Raw genomic sequence first — 15,153 nt, 5'->3', positions numbered from 1 at the left:
GGTCCGGGGGGACCCAGAAGACCGAGGCCACGGTCGAGCTGGACGAGGAAGGAAGCATGGTGCCCAGGATCCACGAGTTCTGGTCGCCCTGCGGTCGGTGCCACGGATCCGGGACGGTGATCGTCGGATGAGGTTGGTCTTCGAGTGCGTCGAGTGCGGTGGGCACTACCTGCCGCCCGAGAGCATGGTGTACCCGGACGGGCCGGCCTCGCCGCTCTGGTGCACCGCCTGCCAGCGCGCCCAGCAGGCGGCCGGGGTCGCGGAGGACCCGCTGCACGCCCGGGTCGCGCTGGCCGCCGCCCGGGCCGCGCTCGCCCGCCGGGCCGCCGAGGCGGTCGAGCCTGCTGCGCGCCCCGATGTCCGCCCGTCCCGCCCCCCGCTCTCCCGCCGGGCCCGGTCCGGCCCGGGCGGGGTGCGCAGCAGGCTGGGCTGACTCACTGTCATTCCGCAGAGTGGTTTGGCTTCCGGAACTGACGCGACGTCATACATGATGTGGCGCAAACGACTTGTGCCGGATCCGGTGCGCTGGTTCATTGGTCGTCGCGCGTTTCCGCAGCCTCGGGGAGAGCACCATGCAGCCGACCGATCCCACCCACCGCACCGACTCCGGCCGGACCGGCCACATCCCGTACGTTCCGCCACCACCCGGCGGGCCGCCGACACCGCCGCCGTTCGGTCCGCTGCCACCCGCCGTCCCGCCACCGCCCGCCCCCGGCGCCTCCGCCGACGGCTCGGCCAGCATCCGGGTCGCGGTCACCAACCGCATCCTCTGGGTCGGACAGGCGGCGTACCCGCTGGCCAACGTCGCCCGGGTCGGCACCACCCTGATCGTGCCCGGCCGACGCCGCGCGCTGCTACGACTGCTCGGCTTCACTCTGGCCGTCATCGTGCTCGCGTACGTGAGCTCGCTGGCCACCCGCAGCTCGTCGAGCCTGTACGACGGCGGTTCGTCCTCGGACTCCGGGGCCGGTCCGGTCCTCGGCGCGGTGATCACCGTGGCGGTCTACTTCCTGATCTTCACGTGGCCGGTGCTGCGACGACCCGACCTGCACGTGCTGACCGTGGACACTGCGGGCCCGCCGACCGCGGTGCTGGCCTGGCGCATCCCGCAGCCCGCGTTCGAGCTCCAGGCCACCATCACCCGCGCGATCGAGAACCCGCAGGCCGAGTTCCAGCAGATCGTCCAGAGCATCAGCGTCGACCTACGGCAGTACCAGTTCGGCGACAGTGTCAACATCTACGGTGGCCAGGGGAACACGGGGGTCAGCAAGTGAACGACGAGCGTCCGAACATCCAGTACGGCGACCGGGTCACCATCCACGGCGGCAGCGGGAACATCGGCGTCCAGCACAACACCGGCCCGGGCGCCGGCCAGGCCCTGCCGCCGGAGGTCGTCGCGCTCTTCGCCCGGCTCGCCGCGGTGGTCACCGAGCTGGCCCGGGACGGCCGGCTCCAGGAGGCGGACCGGCAGAGTCTGGCCGATTCCCTGCCGGTGCTGACCAGCCCCGCCACCGAGGAGCCGAGGAGGCGGCGCAACACCCTGCTCCTGCTGGCCGGTGTGGCCCAGAGCCTCGGCGAGGCCGCCGCGCCCGCGCTGGGGCTGGCGAACCAGCTCCTCGCCCTGCTCAGCGGCTGACCGACCGGCCGCCGCCCGGAGCCAGACGCGGGCGGCGGGCAGCGGACGGCGGGGCCCATGCCGACCGGACCGCCGAAGTCGTGCAGCACCAGGGGCGACCTGGGCCTCCAGCTTGTCCACGTGGCCCTGCAGGCTGGTCGGGGGCGGTCCGCCCGAGGCGGAGCAGGGTCAGAACAGCGCCTCCTGGGTGTCCGGCTCCGGCGGACGGACCCGCTCCTGCAGGGCCAGACCCTCGGACGGGCGGCCGGAGACGGGCGTGAGCGTCCAGCCGGTGAGCCGCCGGGTGTCCAGCAGCAGCGGGCCGGAGCCGTCCGCCTGGTCCAGGAAGAGGTGCTTGCCGATCGGCGCCCGCAGCCGGCCCGCCACCACCGCGCCGTCGGCCAGCCCGGCGATCTCCCGGTAGGCCTCCGGGGCGCCGCCGGCCAGGCCGTAGCGCTCCACCTGGTCGACCACCGGTCGGTCCGCCAGCCGTTCCACGGCGTGGCCCTCCAGCAGCCGGTGCGCCTGGGCACGGGCCGCGGTCAGCACCGTACGGCGGTGCGCCGCATCGCCGTGCGACCACCAGTGCTCGGTCTTCAGCCGGGACTTGAACCGCTCGCGGGCCAGGCCCGAGGCTGCGACGGTGAGTTCGGCGCGGCGCACGGCGGGCAGGCCGCCCCGGGCGGTGAACGCGTAGGCCAGCGCGCCCTGTTCGAGCAGCCGGCTGTCGCCGCGCTGCTCCGCCGTCAGGCCGACCTTCAGCAGGCCCTCGCCGAACCAGGCGAGGTACAGCAGGTAGGTGCGGCCGTCGTCGAGGATCTGGTCCCGCGCGAGGGCGAGGCCGCGGTCCACGCTCTGGCAGGCCGGGCACTGCGTCGGGCCGCCGTCCGGATCGATCACCGCGTGGTGCGGGCAGGGGGTGCGCTCCGTCGCCCCGGCCAGCCAGGCACCCGTGCACCGGCGTGGGCCGTGCAGCAGCCAGCCGACCTCGACGCCCGGCTCCACCGCACGCTCGTGCACCCGGGCACCGGACACGGCCCCGAGCAGGGCACGGCCCTCGTGCCAGCTCAGCCCGGTGGACATCCACCCCGCACGCTGCGCCCCGATCGTCACGCCTCTCCCTCGCGTCGAGCCCGTCGAAGGGATCGAGGCTACCCCGGGGCACTGACAGCGCGGGGCGCCTAGACCGGGTTGCCGACCCAGGGCAAGTCCCGCTCGCCCGTCGTGAAGGCCCCGTAGGTGTTGCCCGTGTCCGAGCCGTAGGCGGTCGGTGCGCTGTTTCCGCTGGGCCAGTCCGCGTGGGCCGTACCGGCTGTCGGGACGGCGATCGCGGCGGCTGCGGCGGCGGCCACGGCGAGGCGGCGAAGGGCGGTGTGCTTCATGAACTCTCCCCCGGAAGCAGGTGTGTTGGCGATCCTCACCTACCCCGGTGCGGGTGTCCACTCCCTTCGTGGGAAGCGCAGGTCGCGGCAGGTTCACCGGGCGTTCTATTGTGGCCGTCGCGCGACAGCGCGGTGACGTGAAGGGGTGGACGGTGGCGGGGCGGCGGAACAGCGGGGTGCTGGCGATCTGGGCGGAGGCGCAGCGGCAGCAGCAGCGCCGGGAGGAGGCCCGCTGGCGCGCCGAGGCGGCGGAACTGAGGCGGCACGAGCGCGCGCAGCGGGAGGCGCAGCGGGCGGCCGCCCGCAACGAGCGGGAGGCGAAGGCGGCCTACCAGCAGTCGCGGGAGGCGGAGGCGGCCCAGCGGACGGCCGAACTGGACGCCAGGGTCGAGGAGTTGCGCGGTCTGCTGGCCGCCGGTCTGGCGGCGCCCGCCTTCGGGCCGCAGGTGCTGCTGGCCCCGCGCCCGGTGGCGCCCTTCGATCCGGGCCCGCTGGGTGTGGCCGTCGCGATGCCGGACCAGCGCGATCCGAAGTACTACGTCACCCCGCCGGACGCCGCCCAGGCCCGTAACGCGGGTGTGCGGCGCCAGTACGAGCAGTACCTCGCCCAGGCCCGGGCCGAGTTCGAGCGGGACTGGTACGCCGCGCAGGCACGCGAGGCGGACCGCCAGCAGCGGCTGGCCGCCTACCACCAGGAGTACCTGGCGTGGGCGGACCGCGTCCGCCGCGAGGAGGCGGAGCGCGGGGCCGGGACGGAGGAGTTGCTGCGGCGCCTGCGGGCGGGTGAACCGGAGGCCGTCCAGGAGTACTTCACGGCGGGCCTGTACGCCTCGGCGGCCTGGCCGGAGGGTTTCCCGCACGCCCTGGAGGCGGCCTGGGACGCGGCGAACCGGGAGCTGGTGGTGAACTGGGAGCTGCCGGGCCCGGACGTGGTGCCGGCGGCGGCCCGGGTGCGGTACGTGAAGTCGGACGACCGCGAGGCGGAGGTGGCCCGCCCGGCTGCGGAGCGCAAGGCGCTGTACCGGGAGGTGCTGGCGCAGTCGGCGCTGCGGGTGGCGGCGGAGCTGTTCCGGGCGGACCGGGACGGCCTGCTGGACTCGGTGGTGCTGAACGGTTTCGTGCGGGGCATCGATCCGGCGACGGGCCGGGAGGCGGAGCGCTTCCTGTCCACCCTGACCGCCTCCCGCGCGGACTTCGCCGCCCTGGCGCTGGACCGGGTGGCGCCGGTGGAGTGCCTGCTGGGCCTGGGCGGCAAGCTGTCCTCGCGCCCGGAGCGGCTGGACGAGGTGAAGCCGGGCCGGCTGCCGGAGCAGGTGGGCGGCAGTGTGGCGGGGCAGGGCGGGGAGGGCGATCCGGACCTCTTCGAGATGGACCCGATCGAGTTCGAGGAGCTGATCGCCGAGCTGTTCCGGCTGCGCGGGTTCCGGGTGATGACCACGGCCCGCAGCGGCGACGTCGGCGTGGACGTGGTGGCCGAGGACCTGGACCCGGTGACGGGCGGCAAGATCGTCATCCAGGCGAAGCGGTACCGGAAGACCGTGCCGCCGACGGCCGTGCGCGACCTGGAGTCGACCGTGCGCCACCACGGCGCGATCAAGGGCATCCTCGTCACCACGGCGGGCTTCGGCCGGGGCTCGTACACCTACATCGAGGGCAAGCCGCTGACACTGGTGACCGGCCCGGAGCTGGTCGACCTGCTGGCCGAGCAGGGCCTGCGCGGGCGCCTGGGCGGCGGTGCGCCGGTCTCCGAGAAGCCGCAGCAGGCGCCGGAGGCGGACGCGCAGAGCGCCCTGACCGTCAGCTGGCAGAGCCGTGCCGCCACCGGGGGCGCGGTGGAGCTGGACGTGACGGCCTTCCTGTGCGCGGGCGGCCGGGTGCTGAGCGACGAGCACTTCGTCTTCTTCAACAACCCGCAGGACCCGGACGGCGCCGCGCGCCTCCACCCGACGCGCTCGGTGCCGGGCGAGCCGGTCCGGGAGGCCCGGCTGAGCGTCGACCTTCGCCGGCTGCCGGCGGCCGTCGAGGAGGTGGTGGTCGCGGTCTCCACCGAGGAGGAGGGGCCCGCGCCTCTGCCGCTCGGCCAGGTGTACGGGCTGGCGGTGGACGCGTCGTACGGTCCTGGCGCGGACGGGCCTGCGCGCTGGCCGGGCGCCAACGGGGGCGTGCCGGACTCGGCGATGGTGCTGGGCGCGTTCCGGCGGGCGCAGGGCGGCTGGCGGTTCGAGCCGTCGGGCCGTGCGGTGGCGGACGGCCTGGCGGGGCTGGCGACGGCCTTCGGCGTCTCCGTGGAGTAGGAAGGACTTCGGTCCTCCGGGCACGTCATACCTGAGGAGGAGACGGGCCCCCGCCGCACCATCGGGTCGGCGGGGGCCGTCCGTCTGTTCGGCATACGCATCGTGCTGTCACCTCTTGGAAGGATGAAGCGGTAGGAATATCCGATTCATCCTCCAGGAGACCTCCGTGACGTTCCCCGCAACCGCCGTCCGCACCGGCCGGGCGGCCGCCCGCGCCACCGGCCTGAACAAGGTCTACGGGGAGGGGGAGACCCGCGTCGTCGCCCTCGACAACGTCAGCGTGGCCTTCCCCCAGGGCGAGTTCACCGCCATCATGGGCCCCTCCGGCTCCGGCAAGTCCACCCTCATGCACTGCATGGCCGGCCTCGACACCGTCAGCTCCGGCTCCTCCACCATCGGCGACACCGAACTCGTCGGCCTCAAGGACAAGCAACTCACCCAACTGCGCCGCGACCACATCGGCTTCGTCTTCCAGGCCTTCAACCTGCTCCCCACCCTGACCGCCCTGGAGAACATCACCCTCCCCATGGACATCGCCGGCCGCAAGGTCGACCAGGCCTGGCTCGACCGCGTCGTCGACACCGTCGGCCTCTCCGGCCGCCTCAGCCACCGCCCCTCCCAGCTCTCCGGCGGCCAGCAGCAACGCGTCGCCTGCGCCCGCGCCCTCGCTGGCAAGCCCGACATCGTCTTCGCCGACGAACCCACCGGCAACCTCGACTCCCGCTCCGGCGCCGAGATCCTCTCCTTCCTGCGCAACTCCGTGCGCGAACTCGGCCAGACCGTCGTCATGGTCACCCACGACCCCGTCGCCGCCTCCTACGCCGACCGCGTCGTCTTCCTCGCCGACGGCCGCATCGTCGACGAACTCCACACCCCCACCGCCGACACCGTCCTGGACCGCATGCGCCGCTTCGACGCCAAGGGCCGCACCAGCTGAATGCCCGGCCGACGCCGGACGCCCGGCCGACCGGCCCCGACGCCACCCGTCCCCGAGCACCCCAGGACTGACACCCCCTCATGTTCCGCACCGCACTGCGCAACGTGCTCGCCCACAAGGGCCGACTGCTGATGACGACGCTCGCCGTCATGCTCGGCACCGCCTTCGTGGCCGGCACCCTGATCTTCTCCGACACCCTCGGCGACGGTCTGAGGACCCAGAACTCCAAGAGCTACACCGACATCGCCGTCACCGTCAGCGACCGCGAGGCCGGCAGCCGCGGCTACGACCACGGCGGCCGGGCCACCACCGGCCCGGCCCTCACCGAGGAGACCCGCACCAAGGTCGCCGCGCTGCCCGGCGCCGCCGAGGTGCGCGGCGTGGTCAGCGGCTTCGCCGGCATCGCCGACAAGAAGGGCGCGCTGATCGGCAACGGCTTCTCCACCACCGGCGCCAACTACGTCCCGGGCGCCGACGGCACCGACCCGCGCTACCCGCTGGTCGCCGGCCGGGGCCCGAAGAACGCCACCGAGATCGCCCTCGACACCAGGACCGCCGAGAAGGGCGGGTACCGGGTCGGCGACACCGTCCGGGTCGCCGTCAACGGCCCGGTGATGGAACTCAAGCTCACCGGCACCCTGCACACCAACGACCCGCGCGTCACGGCCGGCGGCTCCCTGGCCGCCTTCGACACCGCCACCGCCCAGCAGCTCTACCTGAGCCCGGGCCGCTTCGCCGAGCTGGACGTCAAGGCCAGGCCGGGCACCGACGACACCGCGCTGCTCGCCGCCGTCAAGCAGGCCGTCCCGCAGGGCGACACCATCGAGTCCAGGACCGGCCGCGAGCTCGCCGCCGAGCAGGACCGGATGATCAAGCAGAGCACCCGGGCCCTGAGCACCTTCCTGATGGGCTTCGCGGGCATCGCGCTGTTCGTCGGGATCTTCATCATCGCCAACACCTTCACCATGCTGGTCGCCCAGCGCACCAAGGAACTGGCCCTGCTGCGCGCGGTCGGCGCCACCCGCCGCCAGATCACCCGCTCGGTGCTGATCGAGGCGCTGCTGGTCGGCCTGACCGCGTCGGTGGCCGGCCTGCTGGCCGGCGTCGGGATCGCGGTCGGCCTCCGGGCCTTCCTCAACGGCCCGATGGAGGCCAACCTGCCGGACGGCCCGCTGATCATCGCGCCGGGCACGGTGATCACCGCGATCGCGGTCGGCGTGCTGGTGACGGTGCTGGCCGCCTGGCTGCCCGCCCGCCGGGCCTCCCGGATCGCGCCGGTGGCGGCGATGAGCTCGGTCGAGCAGCCCGCCACCCAGAAGAGCCTGGTGCTGCGCAACACCTTCGGCCTGCTGTTCGCGCTGGCCGGTGCCACCGGGCTGGCCGCCGGCGTGGCCGGCAAGGAGGTCAAGCTGGTCGGCCTCGGCGCGGGCGCGCTGCTGATCGGCGTGTTCGTCCTCACCCCGCTGCTGTCCCGGCCGCTGATCGCGCTGTTCGCCCCGCTGCTGCGCGCGCTGTACGGCACCGCGGGCAAGCTGGCCAAGGAGAACGCGATCCGCAACCCGCGCCGCACCGCCGCCACGGCCTCGGCGCTGACCATCGGCGTCACCCTGATCACCTCGCTGACGGTGATCGGCGCCTCGGTGAACAAGGCCGTGGACGACGCTGCCGCGAGCGACCTCAAGGCCGACTACGCGGTCACGATGGAGAACTACTCGATGCTCGCCCCCGAGGCGGCCGCCCAGATCGCCAAGGCGCCCGGCGTCGCCGCGACGAGCGTGGTGCGCAGCGTCCCGGTGGAGACGGGCGCGGACGGTTCGGACCACGAGTGGCTGACCGCCGTCGATGCCACCATCGACAAGCTGGTCACCGTCAAGGTCAAGGAGGGCAGCGCGGACGCCCTCAAGCAGGGCAAGCTGATGGTGAACGCGGGCACCTCCGGGCAGAGCCGCTACCGGCTCGGCGAGACCCTCGCCGTCACCTACCCGGACGGCAGCAAGGGCTCACTGACCGTCGGCGCCGTCATCGAGCCCAACTCGGTGCTGGCCGGGGTCGTCGCCCCCGACGCCGTGGTCGGCCCGCACGCGCTGCCCGGCTCCGGGCTGGACAAGGTCCTGGTCAAGGGCGCGAACGGCCCGACCGGGGAACTGAAGCAGGCGCTGCGCGACGCGACCGGCGGCAACCCGCTGATCGCGGTCAAGGGCGAGAAGGACATCAAGGCGGAGAACCGCCGGATGCTCAACGGGCTCCTGAACATGATGTACGGGCTGCTCGGCATGTCCGTGGTCATCGCGGTGCTCGGGGTGGTCAACACCATGGCGATGTCGGTGTTCGAGCGCCGCCGGGAGATCGGCATGCTGCGGGCGATCGGCCTGGACCGGCTCGGCATCCGCCGGATGGTCCGGCTGGAGTCGCTGCTGATCGCGCTGTTCGGCGGACTGGTCGGGGTCGGCCTGGGCATCCTGGTCGCCTGGGCGGGCGTCCGCACGCTGGCCGACGACCTCAAGGGCATCAGCACCGTGGTGCCGCCGCTCCAGGTCGCCTGCTTCCTGCTCGCGGCCGCCGTGATCGGCCTGCTGGCCGCCCTCTGGCCGGCCCACAAGGCGGCCAAGCTGGACATCCTGGGCGCGATCAAGAGCGAGTAGTACGCGGTTCCGCCGAGACGGCGTAACCCCTCGGTTCCACCCCGCGGAGCCCCGCACGGTCCCGACCGTGCGGGGCTCCGCCGCGTCCCACACTGTTTCAACACAATCGTGAGACAGCGCGAAGGGCCTGTGAGACAGCAATCCGACCAGGTCAGAGCGGTTGCCGGGTTAGCGTTACGGCGTTCCGGGCGGCACCCTGCCGGGTTTCCCGCCGCCCATTCTTTCCCCCGGGGAGTCATTCATGAAGAAGTTCTTCACCGCCCTCGCCGTGGCCGCCACGGCCGCCGGCTCCGTGGTCGCGCTGGCGCCCACCGCCTCGGCCTCCGGCTGCGTGTCCAACTGGATCCGGAGCGAGGGCGCCACGACGAACAACATCACGGTCGTCACCAAGGCCAACTCGCCCTGCCACGACGTCAACGTCTCCTGGTCGTACAACCCGCAGGGCGAGTTCTCCGGCTACACCGGCGTCTACCGGCGGCCCGGCGGCTCGTGGACCCCGGCCTCGCGCGGGTACGTGCAGATGTTCAACGGCTACCACGACATCAACGACTCGTACTTCGCCCTGATCACCGACGTGGCCCCCGGCACCCAGTTCGGCATTCTGAGCCGCAACCCGGGCGACCAGGTCACGGTCGTCCACTGACGCCGTCCGTGGCCCCGCCCGACTCCGGGCGGGGCCACGGCGCCGCTCGCTCCCCCGGTCCCGTCCGCCTCCTCCGCCGGAGTCCTCCGCCCATGCCCCGCGTCCACCGGCCTTCGCGCCGCTCCACCGCCTCGCACCCTGCGGCGGCGGGACTGCTCTGCGCCGTGCTGGCCCTGACCGCCGGGTGCTCGGCCGCCGACCCGGGCCCCGCCGCCCCGTCCGCCCCGTCCGCCGTGTCCGCCCCGCCGCCCGCCGCCGCGCCGGCCGCGGTGGCCTACGGGCTGCCGCCGGACCTCACCCCCGTGCTGCTGCCGGCCTCCGGCCCGGACACCCGGCTCACCCAGGGGCTCGACGGCTTCACCAGCCTGGTCCGGGAGCGCGCGACGCGCGCCTGCCTGGACGCCGCCCGCGTCCGGGTGCCCGACGCCCCGCCCCCGATGTTCATCCGGCAGTTCGAGATCCCCGACCTGGCCCACATCGCCCGACACGGCTTCAGCGCCAGCACCGTCCCGGACACCACCGCGCCGGCTCCGGCCGCCACGTCCGCCGATCCCGCGGTCCAGCGGCGCTGCGACCAGGAGGGCGCGAAGGCCGCCGGCGACCTGCAGTCCGGCTACGGGCCGCTGCAGTCCCGGTGGTTCAGCGGCCTCGCCGCGGTGGAACAGGACGCCGCCGTACTCGCCGCCCGGCGAGGGCTGCCGGACTGCCTGTCCGCGCAGGGCGTCCGGGCCGACAGCGAGCAGCACTTCTTCGACCAGGTGGACCGCACCCTCCAGGGCGCCGCGACCGATCAGGCCGCGAGCGCCGAGGACCGCCGCCTGGGCGCGGCCTACGCCACCTGCATGCAGCCGGTCGAGGCGGCCCGCGAGCCGCTGCGGGCCGCGCTGCGGGACTCCTTCGTCCGGGAGCACGCGGCCGAGCTGGCCCAGGTGCGGGACGCCCTGCCCGGGCGGATCGCCGAGCTGGAGCGGCGCTACTCGATCCGCTTCGCCGCCCCCACCGAGGACTGACCCGCCGAGGACCGACCGGTCGAGGACTGGCCGGTCGACATCCCGCCCCGCCCCGGGCCCGGATACGCCACCGCCCCGTCCGGCGGGAGGCCGGACGGGGCGGGGCGGGGTGCGAGGGGGCGGGCCGGTCAGGCGGCCGGCTTGGCCGCGACGGGCTTCGCCTTGCCCCCGAGGAGGTTGAAGAAGACGGCCAGCGTGGGGACCAGGTAGAGCAGCCAGACCACCAGCTGCAGCACCGTCGGGTCGGGCTGGAAGTTGAACACGCCCTTCAGCAGCGTGCCGTACCAGCTGTCCTTGGGGATGGTGCTGGAGATGTCGAAGGCCACGCTGTGCAGGCCGGGCAGCCAGCCGGCCTCCTGGAGGTCGTGCACGCCGTAGGCGAGCACTCCGGCCGCGACCACGACCAGCATGGCGCCGGTCCAGGTGAAGAACTTGGCCAGGTTGATCTTCAGCGCGCCCCGGTAGAACAGCCAGCCGAGCACCACCGAGGTGAGCAGGCCGAGCGCAGCGCCGATCAGCGGGTTCCAGCCGTCGTCGGTGGCCTGCACCGCGGACCAGATGAACAGTGCGGTCTCCAGTCCCTCACGGCCGACGGCCAGGAAGGAGGTGACCACCAGGGCCGTGGTGCCCATCGCGAGGGCCGCGTCCAGCTTGCCGTGCAGTTCGGTCTTCAGGTGCCGGGCGGTGCGCCGCATCCAGAACACCATCCAGGTCACCAGGCCGACCGAGATGATCGACAGCGAGCCGCCGAGCGCCTCCTGGGCCTCGAAGGTGAGCTGCGAGGAGCCGAACTGCAGCACCGCGCCGAAGGCCATCGAGAGCACCACGGCCGCGCCGACGCCGAGCCAGACCGGCGGCAGCTTGTCCTTGCGGTCGGTCTTGACCAGGTAGGCGATCAGGATGCAGACGACCAGGCTGGCTTCGAGGCCTTCGCGCAGGCCGATCAGGTAGTTGCCGAACACGCGGGCTCCTGGGGGTGAGGTGGTACGGGGGAATCTGGCGGGTCAGCCGAACAGGGCCTGGCCCCACCACTCCCCCGGCTTGCGCACGCCCGCCGGGCAGGCGAAGTGGGCGGAGCCGACGTGCTGGATGTACTCGTTGAGCTTGTCGCTCGACGCCAGGCGGGTCTGCAGCGGCACGAAGGCCTTGCGGGTGTCGCGCTGGTAGGCGAGGAAGAACAGGCCGGCGTCCAGGCGGCCGAGGCCGTCGGTGCCGTCGGTGAAGGAGAAGCCGCGGCGCAGGATCATCAGGCCGCTGTTGGCGTCCGGGTGGGCGAGGGCGACGTGCGAGTCGGCGGGCATCGCCTTGAGGTCGGGCGCGTCGTGCTCCTTGGCCTTGCCGTACGGGGCGCCCTCGCCCTTGGTGCGGCCGAAGACGTCCTCCTGCTCCTTGAGCGAGGTGCGGTCCCAGGTCTCGATGTGCATCCGGATCCGCCGGGCGACGAGGTAGGAGCCGCCGGTCATCCACTCCGGGCCGTCGCCGGGGGCCGCCCAGACGTGGTCGGCGAGCTTGCCGGTGTCGGTGCCCGCGATGTTGTGGGTGCCGTCCTTGAAGCCCATCAGGTTGCGCGGGGTCTGCGCGTCCGGGGTGGTGGAGGAGGTCTTGCCGAAGCCGAGCTGGGACCAGCGGATGTTGACGGTGCCCATGCCGATGCGGGCCAGGTTGCGGATCGCGTGCACGGCGACCTGCGGGTCGTCGGCGCAGGCCTGGATGCAGAGGTCGCCGCCGCTGCGGTTCGGGTCGAGCTTGTCGCCCTTGAAGGCCGGCAGGTCGATCAGGGCGTCGGGGCGCTTGGCCTTGAGGCCGAAGCGGTCCACGCCGTCCTTCTCGAACAGGGTGGGGCCGAAGCCGATGGTGAGGGTGAGCCGGGAGGCGGGCAGGCCCAGGGCCTCGCCGGTGTCGTCCGGGGGCGCCTCGGGCAGGCCGGTGGCGGCGCCGGTGCCGACCTCGCGGCCGCCGGTCATCGCCGCGGCCGCCTTGGTCCACTCCTTGAGCAGCTTGACCAGGGACTCCCGGGTCGCCTTGTCGGAGACGTCGAAGGCGGCGAAGTGCAGCCGGTCCTGGACCGGGGTGGCGATGCCGGCCTGGTTCTCGCCGTAGAACGGCACCTCGGCGCCGGCCGGGGCGGCGGCCGCCGGGGCGGGGTCGTCCTGGCGGGTGGCGGCGGCGACCGAGCCGACGGCGGCGGCGCCGAGCGCGACGCCCGCGCCGGCCCAGCCGATGACGGCGCGTCGGCTGACCGCGCTCCTGGTCGCGGTGGCGTCGGCGGCGGCCGGCGTCTCGTTCTGCTGCTGCTCGTGCTGGGCGTCCATCGGCGGGCGGGCCCTTCTCTGTACTGACTCACGGAGGCCGTGGCGGCCGGTGTCGGGCCGCCACGGCGTCGGTGGGGTGGGTGGAACGGGAAGCGGTGGTCGGTTACTTGGCGACCACGGCGGCGGCCAGCTTCGACAGCGGCTCGCCCAGCGAGTTGACCGCGTCGGAGAAGGTCTTGCGCTCGGCCTCGGTGACCTTGTCGTACGGGGTGAAGGTGCCGTCGGCCTGCTTGTACTTGGCGAGCAGGGCGTTGATGGCGGCGAACTCGGAGTCCAGGGTCTTGGACAGGTCCGCGTCCTTCTCGGCGGCGACCGGCTTCAGCAGCTCGTAGGCCTTCTGCGCGCCCTCGACATTGGCCTGGAAGTCGGCCAGGTCGGTGTGGCTGTAGCGGTCCTCCTCGCCGGTGATCTTGTTGGTGGCGACCTCGTCCAGCAGTTCCTTGGCACCGTTGGCCATGCTGGTCGCGGTGATCTCGGCGGCGGGGATCTTCTTCTGCCAGTCCGTGAGGTCGGCGACCAGCTGGTCGGCGAGCTTCTTCTCGTCGTCACCGATCTTGGCGTCGGCCCAGAGCGACTTCTCCAGCTTGTGCCAGCCGGTCCACTGCTGGCCGGCCTCGACCTTGTCCTCGCGGGTGTCGGTCTTGGGGTCGACGTCGCCGAAGCTCTCGGCGACCGGCTCGGTGCGCTCCCAGCCGGTGCGCGAGGGCGCGTACAGCGACTTGGCCTTCTCCAGGTCGCCGGCCTTGATCGCGTCGGCGAAGGCCTGGACGGCCGGGATGGTGGCGTCGGCCTGCTGCTGGGCGTACGTGCGGTAGGCGTCGACGGCGGCGGTCAGGCGCGGGTCGGCCGGGGCGGCGCTGCCGCCCTCGCCGGTCACGGTGATCTTCTGGCGGATGCCGTCGCCGACCATGCCGGGCTTGCAGGCGATCTCGTACGAGCCGGCCTTGATCTCGGCGTTGATGCTGGCCTTGGTGCCGGGGCCGATGTTCTCGCGCTCGGTGACGATCTTGTCGCCGTCGCCGTAGACGTAGACCTCGGTGGTCTTGGAGCCCTTGTTGCTGATGTCCAGCACCACGTGCCCGGCCGGGAAGCTGGTCTTGGAGACCTCGCACGCGGTGTCGGTGGCGTTCACCTTGACGGCGTCGGAGGAGCCTGCCTTGTCGTCCTTCTTGGACGAGCAGCCGGCCAGGGTTGCGGTCGCCACGGCGAGGGTGAGCAGCGCGGCTGCGGTGGAACGGCGACGGGCGGACATGCGGGCTCCAACGGAAAAGGGCATGGGTGTGCCTGGGCTGGTAGGGGGACCGGCGGGCCGGCGCCCCTGAATTAGCTAAGGCATACCTTACGTATGGACGCCACGGCGTCCACACCCACCCCCTGAACCGTTATCGACCCGGTGTGCGGCGGGCGGCGGCGCGGGCCGTCCAGCGGCCCTCGTGCCGGCTGATCCGGATCGGGTGGCCGAAGGTCTCGCTGATCAGCGCGGTGGTCATCACCTCGTCCACCGGCCCGGCCGCCACGCACTCGCCGCCGCGCAGCAGCAGGGCGTGGGTGGTGCTCTCGGGCAACTCCTCCAGGTGGTGGGTGACCAGCACGCTGGCCAGCTCCGGGTGCTGGTGGCGCAGCAGGTCCAGGCTGTCGAGCAGCAGCTCGCGGGCGGTGAGGTCCAGGCCGGTGGCGGGCTCGTCGAGCAGCAGCAGCCGGGGGCTGGGCATCAGGGCGCGGGCGATCAGGGCCCGGCCGCGCTCGCCCTGGGACAGGGTGGTCCACGGGGCCTCGGCCATCGTGGTCATGCCGAGCGTCCCGATCAGCTCTTCGGCCCGCTCCAGCGCCTCCGGGCCGGGCTTGCGGTGCCACTCCGGCTCGATGGTGTTGGTGTGCCCGGTGAGCACCACCTCGCGCACGGTCAGGGGCGAGCGCAGCGGGTGGCGCGGGTTGACGTGCCCGAGGTGGGCGCGCAGCTCGCGGACGTCGACCCGGCCGAGCCGGTGGCCGAGCACGTCCACCTCGCCGCGGGTGGGGTGGGAGACCGCGCCGAGCAGGGCGAGCAGGGTGGACTTGCCCGCGCCGTTGGGGCCGAGCAGCGCCCAGTGCTGGCCGGGCCGGATCTCCAGGCTGATCGCGCGCAGCAGGTGCCGGCCGTCGCGCACGACGTCCACGTCCTTGGTACGAAGCAGCGGGCCGTCCAGGGGCTGGCTCATGGGTGGCGGTTCTCCGATCACGGCACCGGACGGGCCCGGCGCGGCCGTCCGCGTGCAGAGTACAACCGTCGGTCGGGACGGGTGCGGGGCGTCCGAGGGGCGGACGTGCCAGAACCCTGT

General features: G+C 73.3%; 14 protein-coding genes. 8 read left to right on the top strand and 6 right to left on the bottom strand.

Annotation, left to right across the window (positions count from 1 at the left end; genetic code table 11):
- The first annotated feature begins 127 nt into the window (after positions 1-127).
- The 3 genes from CRP52_RS30595 to CRP52_RS30585 all read left to right on the top strand — a co-directional run bounded on the left by CRP52_RS30595 (position 128) and on the right by CRP52_RS30585 (position 1,636).
- Positions 128-433 (top strand): hypothetical protein, encoded by a 306-nt coding sequence (locus CRP52_RS30595; RefSeq protein ID WP_143685865.1) that lies wholly within the window; start codon positions 128-130, stop codon positions 431-433.
- A gap of 139 nt (positions 434-572) precedes the next feature.
- Positions 573-1,274 carry a DUF6232 family protein gene (locus CRP52_RS30590; protein ID WP_097239341.1) on the top strand — a complete coding sequence of 234 codons (702 nt, stop codon included), beginning with the start codon at positions 573-575 and terminating at the stop codon, positions 1,272-1,274.
- Positions 1,271-1,636 (top strand): hypothetical protein, encoded by a 366-nt coding sequence (locus CRP52_RS30585; RefSeq protein WP_097239340.1) that lies wholly within the window; start codon positions 1,271-1,273, stop codon positions 1,634-1,636. The genes CRP52_RS30590 and CRP52_RS30585 overlap by 4 nt, the downstream gene beginning before the upstream one ends.
- A 168-nt stretch (positions 1,637-1,804) precedes the next feature.
- On the opposite strand, the gene CRP52_RS30580 is transcribed toward CRP52_RS30585, so the two are convergent.
- On the bottom strand, positions 1,805-2,728 hold the full coding sequence (locus tag CRP52_RS30580) for a DUF2797 domain-containing protein (protein WP_143685864.1): 924 nt from the start codon (positions 2,726-2,728) through the stop codon (positions 1,805-1,807).
- 68 nt (positions 2,729-2,796) lie between these two features.
- Entirely contained in the window at positions 2,797-2,997 is a 201-nt protein-coding gene (locus tag CRP52_RS30575) for a hypothetical protein (protein WP_097239338.1), read from the bottom strand.
- A gap of 152 nt (positions 2,998-3,149) precedes the next feature.
- Between CRP52_RS30575 and CRP52_RS30570 the strand changes: the two genes are divergently transcribed.
- From CRP52_RS30570 to CRP52_RS37800, 5 genes are all read left to right on the top strand, one after another.
- Complete coding sequence (locus CRP52_RS30570; protein ID WP_147465201.1) at positions 3,150-5,291, top strand: restriction endonuclease; 2,142 nt, start codon at positions 3,150-3,152, stop codon at positions 5,289-5,291.
- A gap of 166 nt (positions 5,292-5,457) precedes the next feature.
- Positions 5,458-6,228, top strand: a complete 771-nt coding sequence (locus CRP52_RS30565) for an ABC transporter ATP-binding protein (protein ID WP_097239336.1) — start codon at positions 5,458-5,460, stop codon at positions 6,226-6,228.
- A gap of 80 nt (positions 6,229-6,308) precedes the next feature.
- On the top strand, positions 6,309-8,870 hold the full coding sequence (locus CRP52_RS30560) for an ABC transporter permease (RefSeq protein WP_097239335.1): 2,562 nt from the start codon (positions 6,309-6,311) through the stop codon (positions 8,868-8,870).
- Between the two features lie 241 nt (positions 8,871-9,111).
- Positions 9,112-9,513, top strand: a complete 402-nt coding sequence (locus CRP52_RS37805) for a hypothetical protein (protein WP_097239334.1) — start codon at positions 9,112-9,114, stop codon at positions 9,511-9,513.
- Positions 9,514-9,605: 92 nt separating this feature from the next.
- Complete coding sequence (locus tag CRP52_RS37800) at positions 9,606-10,523, top strand: hypothetical protein (RefSeq protein ID WP_097239333.1); 918 nt, start codon at positions 9,606-9,608, stop codon at positions 10,521-10,523.
- Between the two features lie 128 nt (positions 10,524-10,651).
- On the opposite strand, the gene efeU is transcribed toward CRP52_RS37800, so the two are convergent.
- The 4 genes from efeU to CRP52_RS30530 all read right to left on the bottom strand — a co-directional run bounded on the left by efeU (position 10,652) and on the right by CRP52_RS30530 (position 15,033).
- Positions 10,652-11,485 (bottom strand): iron uptake transporter permease EfeU, encoded by an 834-nt coding sequence (gene efeU, locus CRP52_RS30545; protein ID WP_097239332.1) that lies wholly within the window; start codon positions 11,483-11,485, stop codon positions 10,652-10,654.
- Positions 11,486-11,527: 42 nt separating this feature from the next.
- Complete coding sequence (gene efeB, locus CRP52_RS30540) at positions 11,528-12,835, bottom strand: iron uptake transporter deferrochelatase/peroxidase subunit (RefSeq protein WP_097239331.1); 1,308 nt, start codon at positions 12,833-12,835, stop codon at positions 11,528-11,530.
- Between the two features lie 103 nt (positions 12,836-12,938).
- On the bottom strand, positions 12,939-14,087 hold the full coding sequence (gene efeO / locus CRP52_RS30535; RefSeq protein ID WP_097239330.1) for an iron uptake system protein EfeO: 1,149 nt from the start codon (positions 14,085-14,087) through the stop codon (positions 12,939-12,941).
- A 130-nt stretch (positions 14,088-14,217) separates the two neighbouring features.
- A complete protein-coding gene (locus CRP52_RS30530) occupies positions 14,218-15,033 on the bottom strand; it encodes an ABC transporter ATP-binding protein (protein WP_097239329.1) in 816 nt (271 codons plus the stop codon).
- Positions 15,034-15,153: the final 120 nt, after the last annotated feature.

The sequence above is a fragment of the Streptomyces sp. 1331.2 genome (genome assembly GCF_900199205.1).
Taxonomy (GTDB): Bacteria; Actinomycetota; Actinomycetes; order Streptomycetales; family Streptomycetaceae; genus Kitasatospora.
This window is presented reverse-complemented; position numbering and strand designations above follow the sequence as displayed.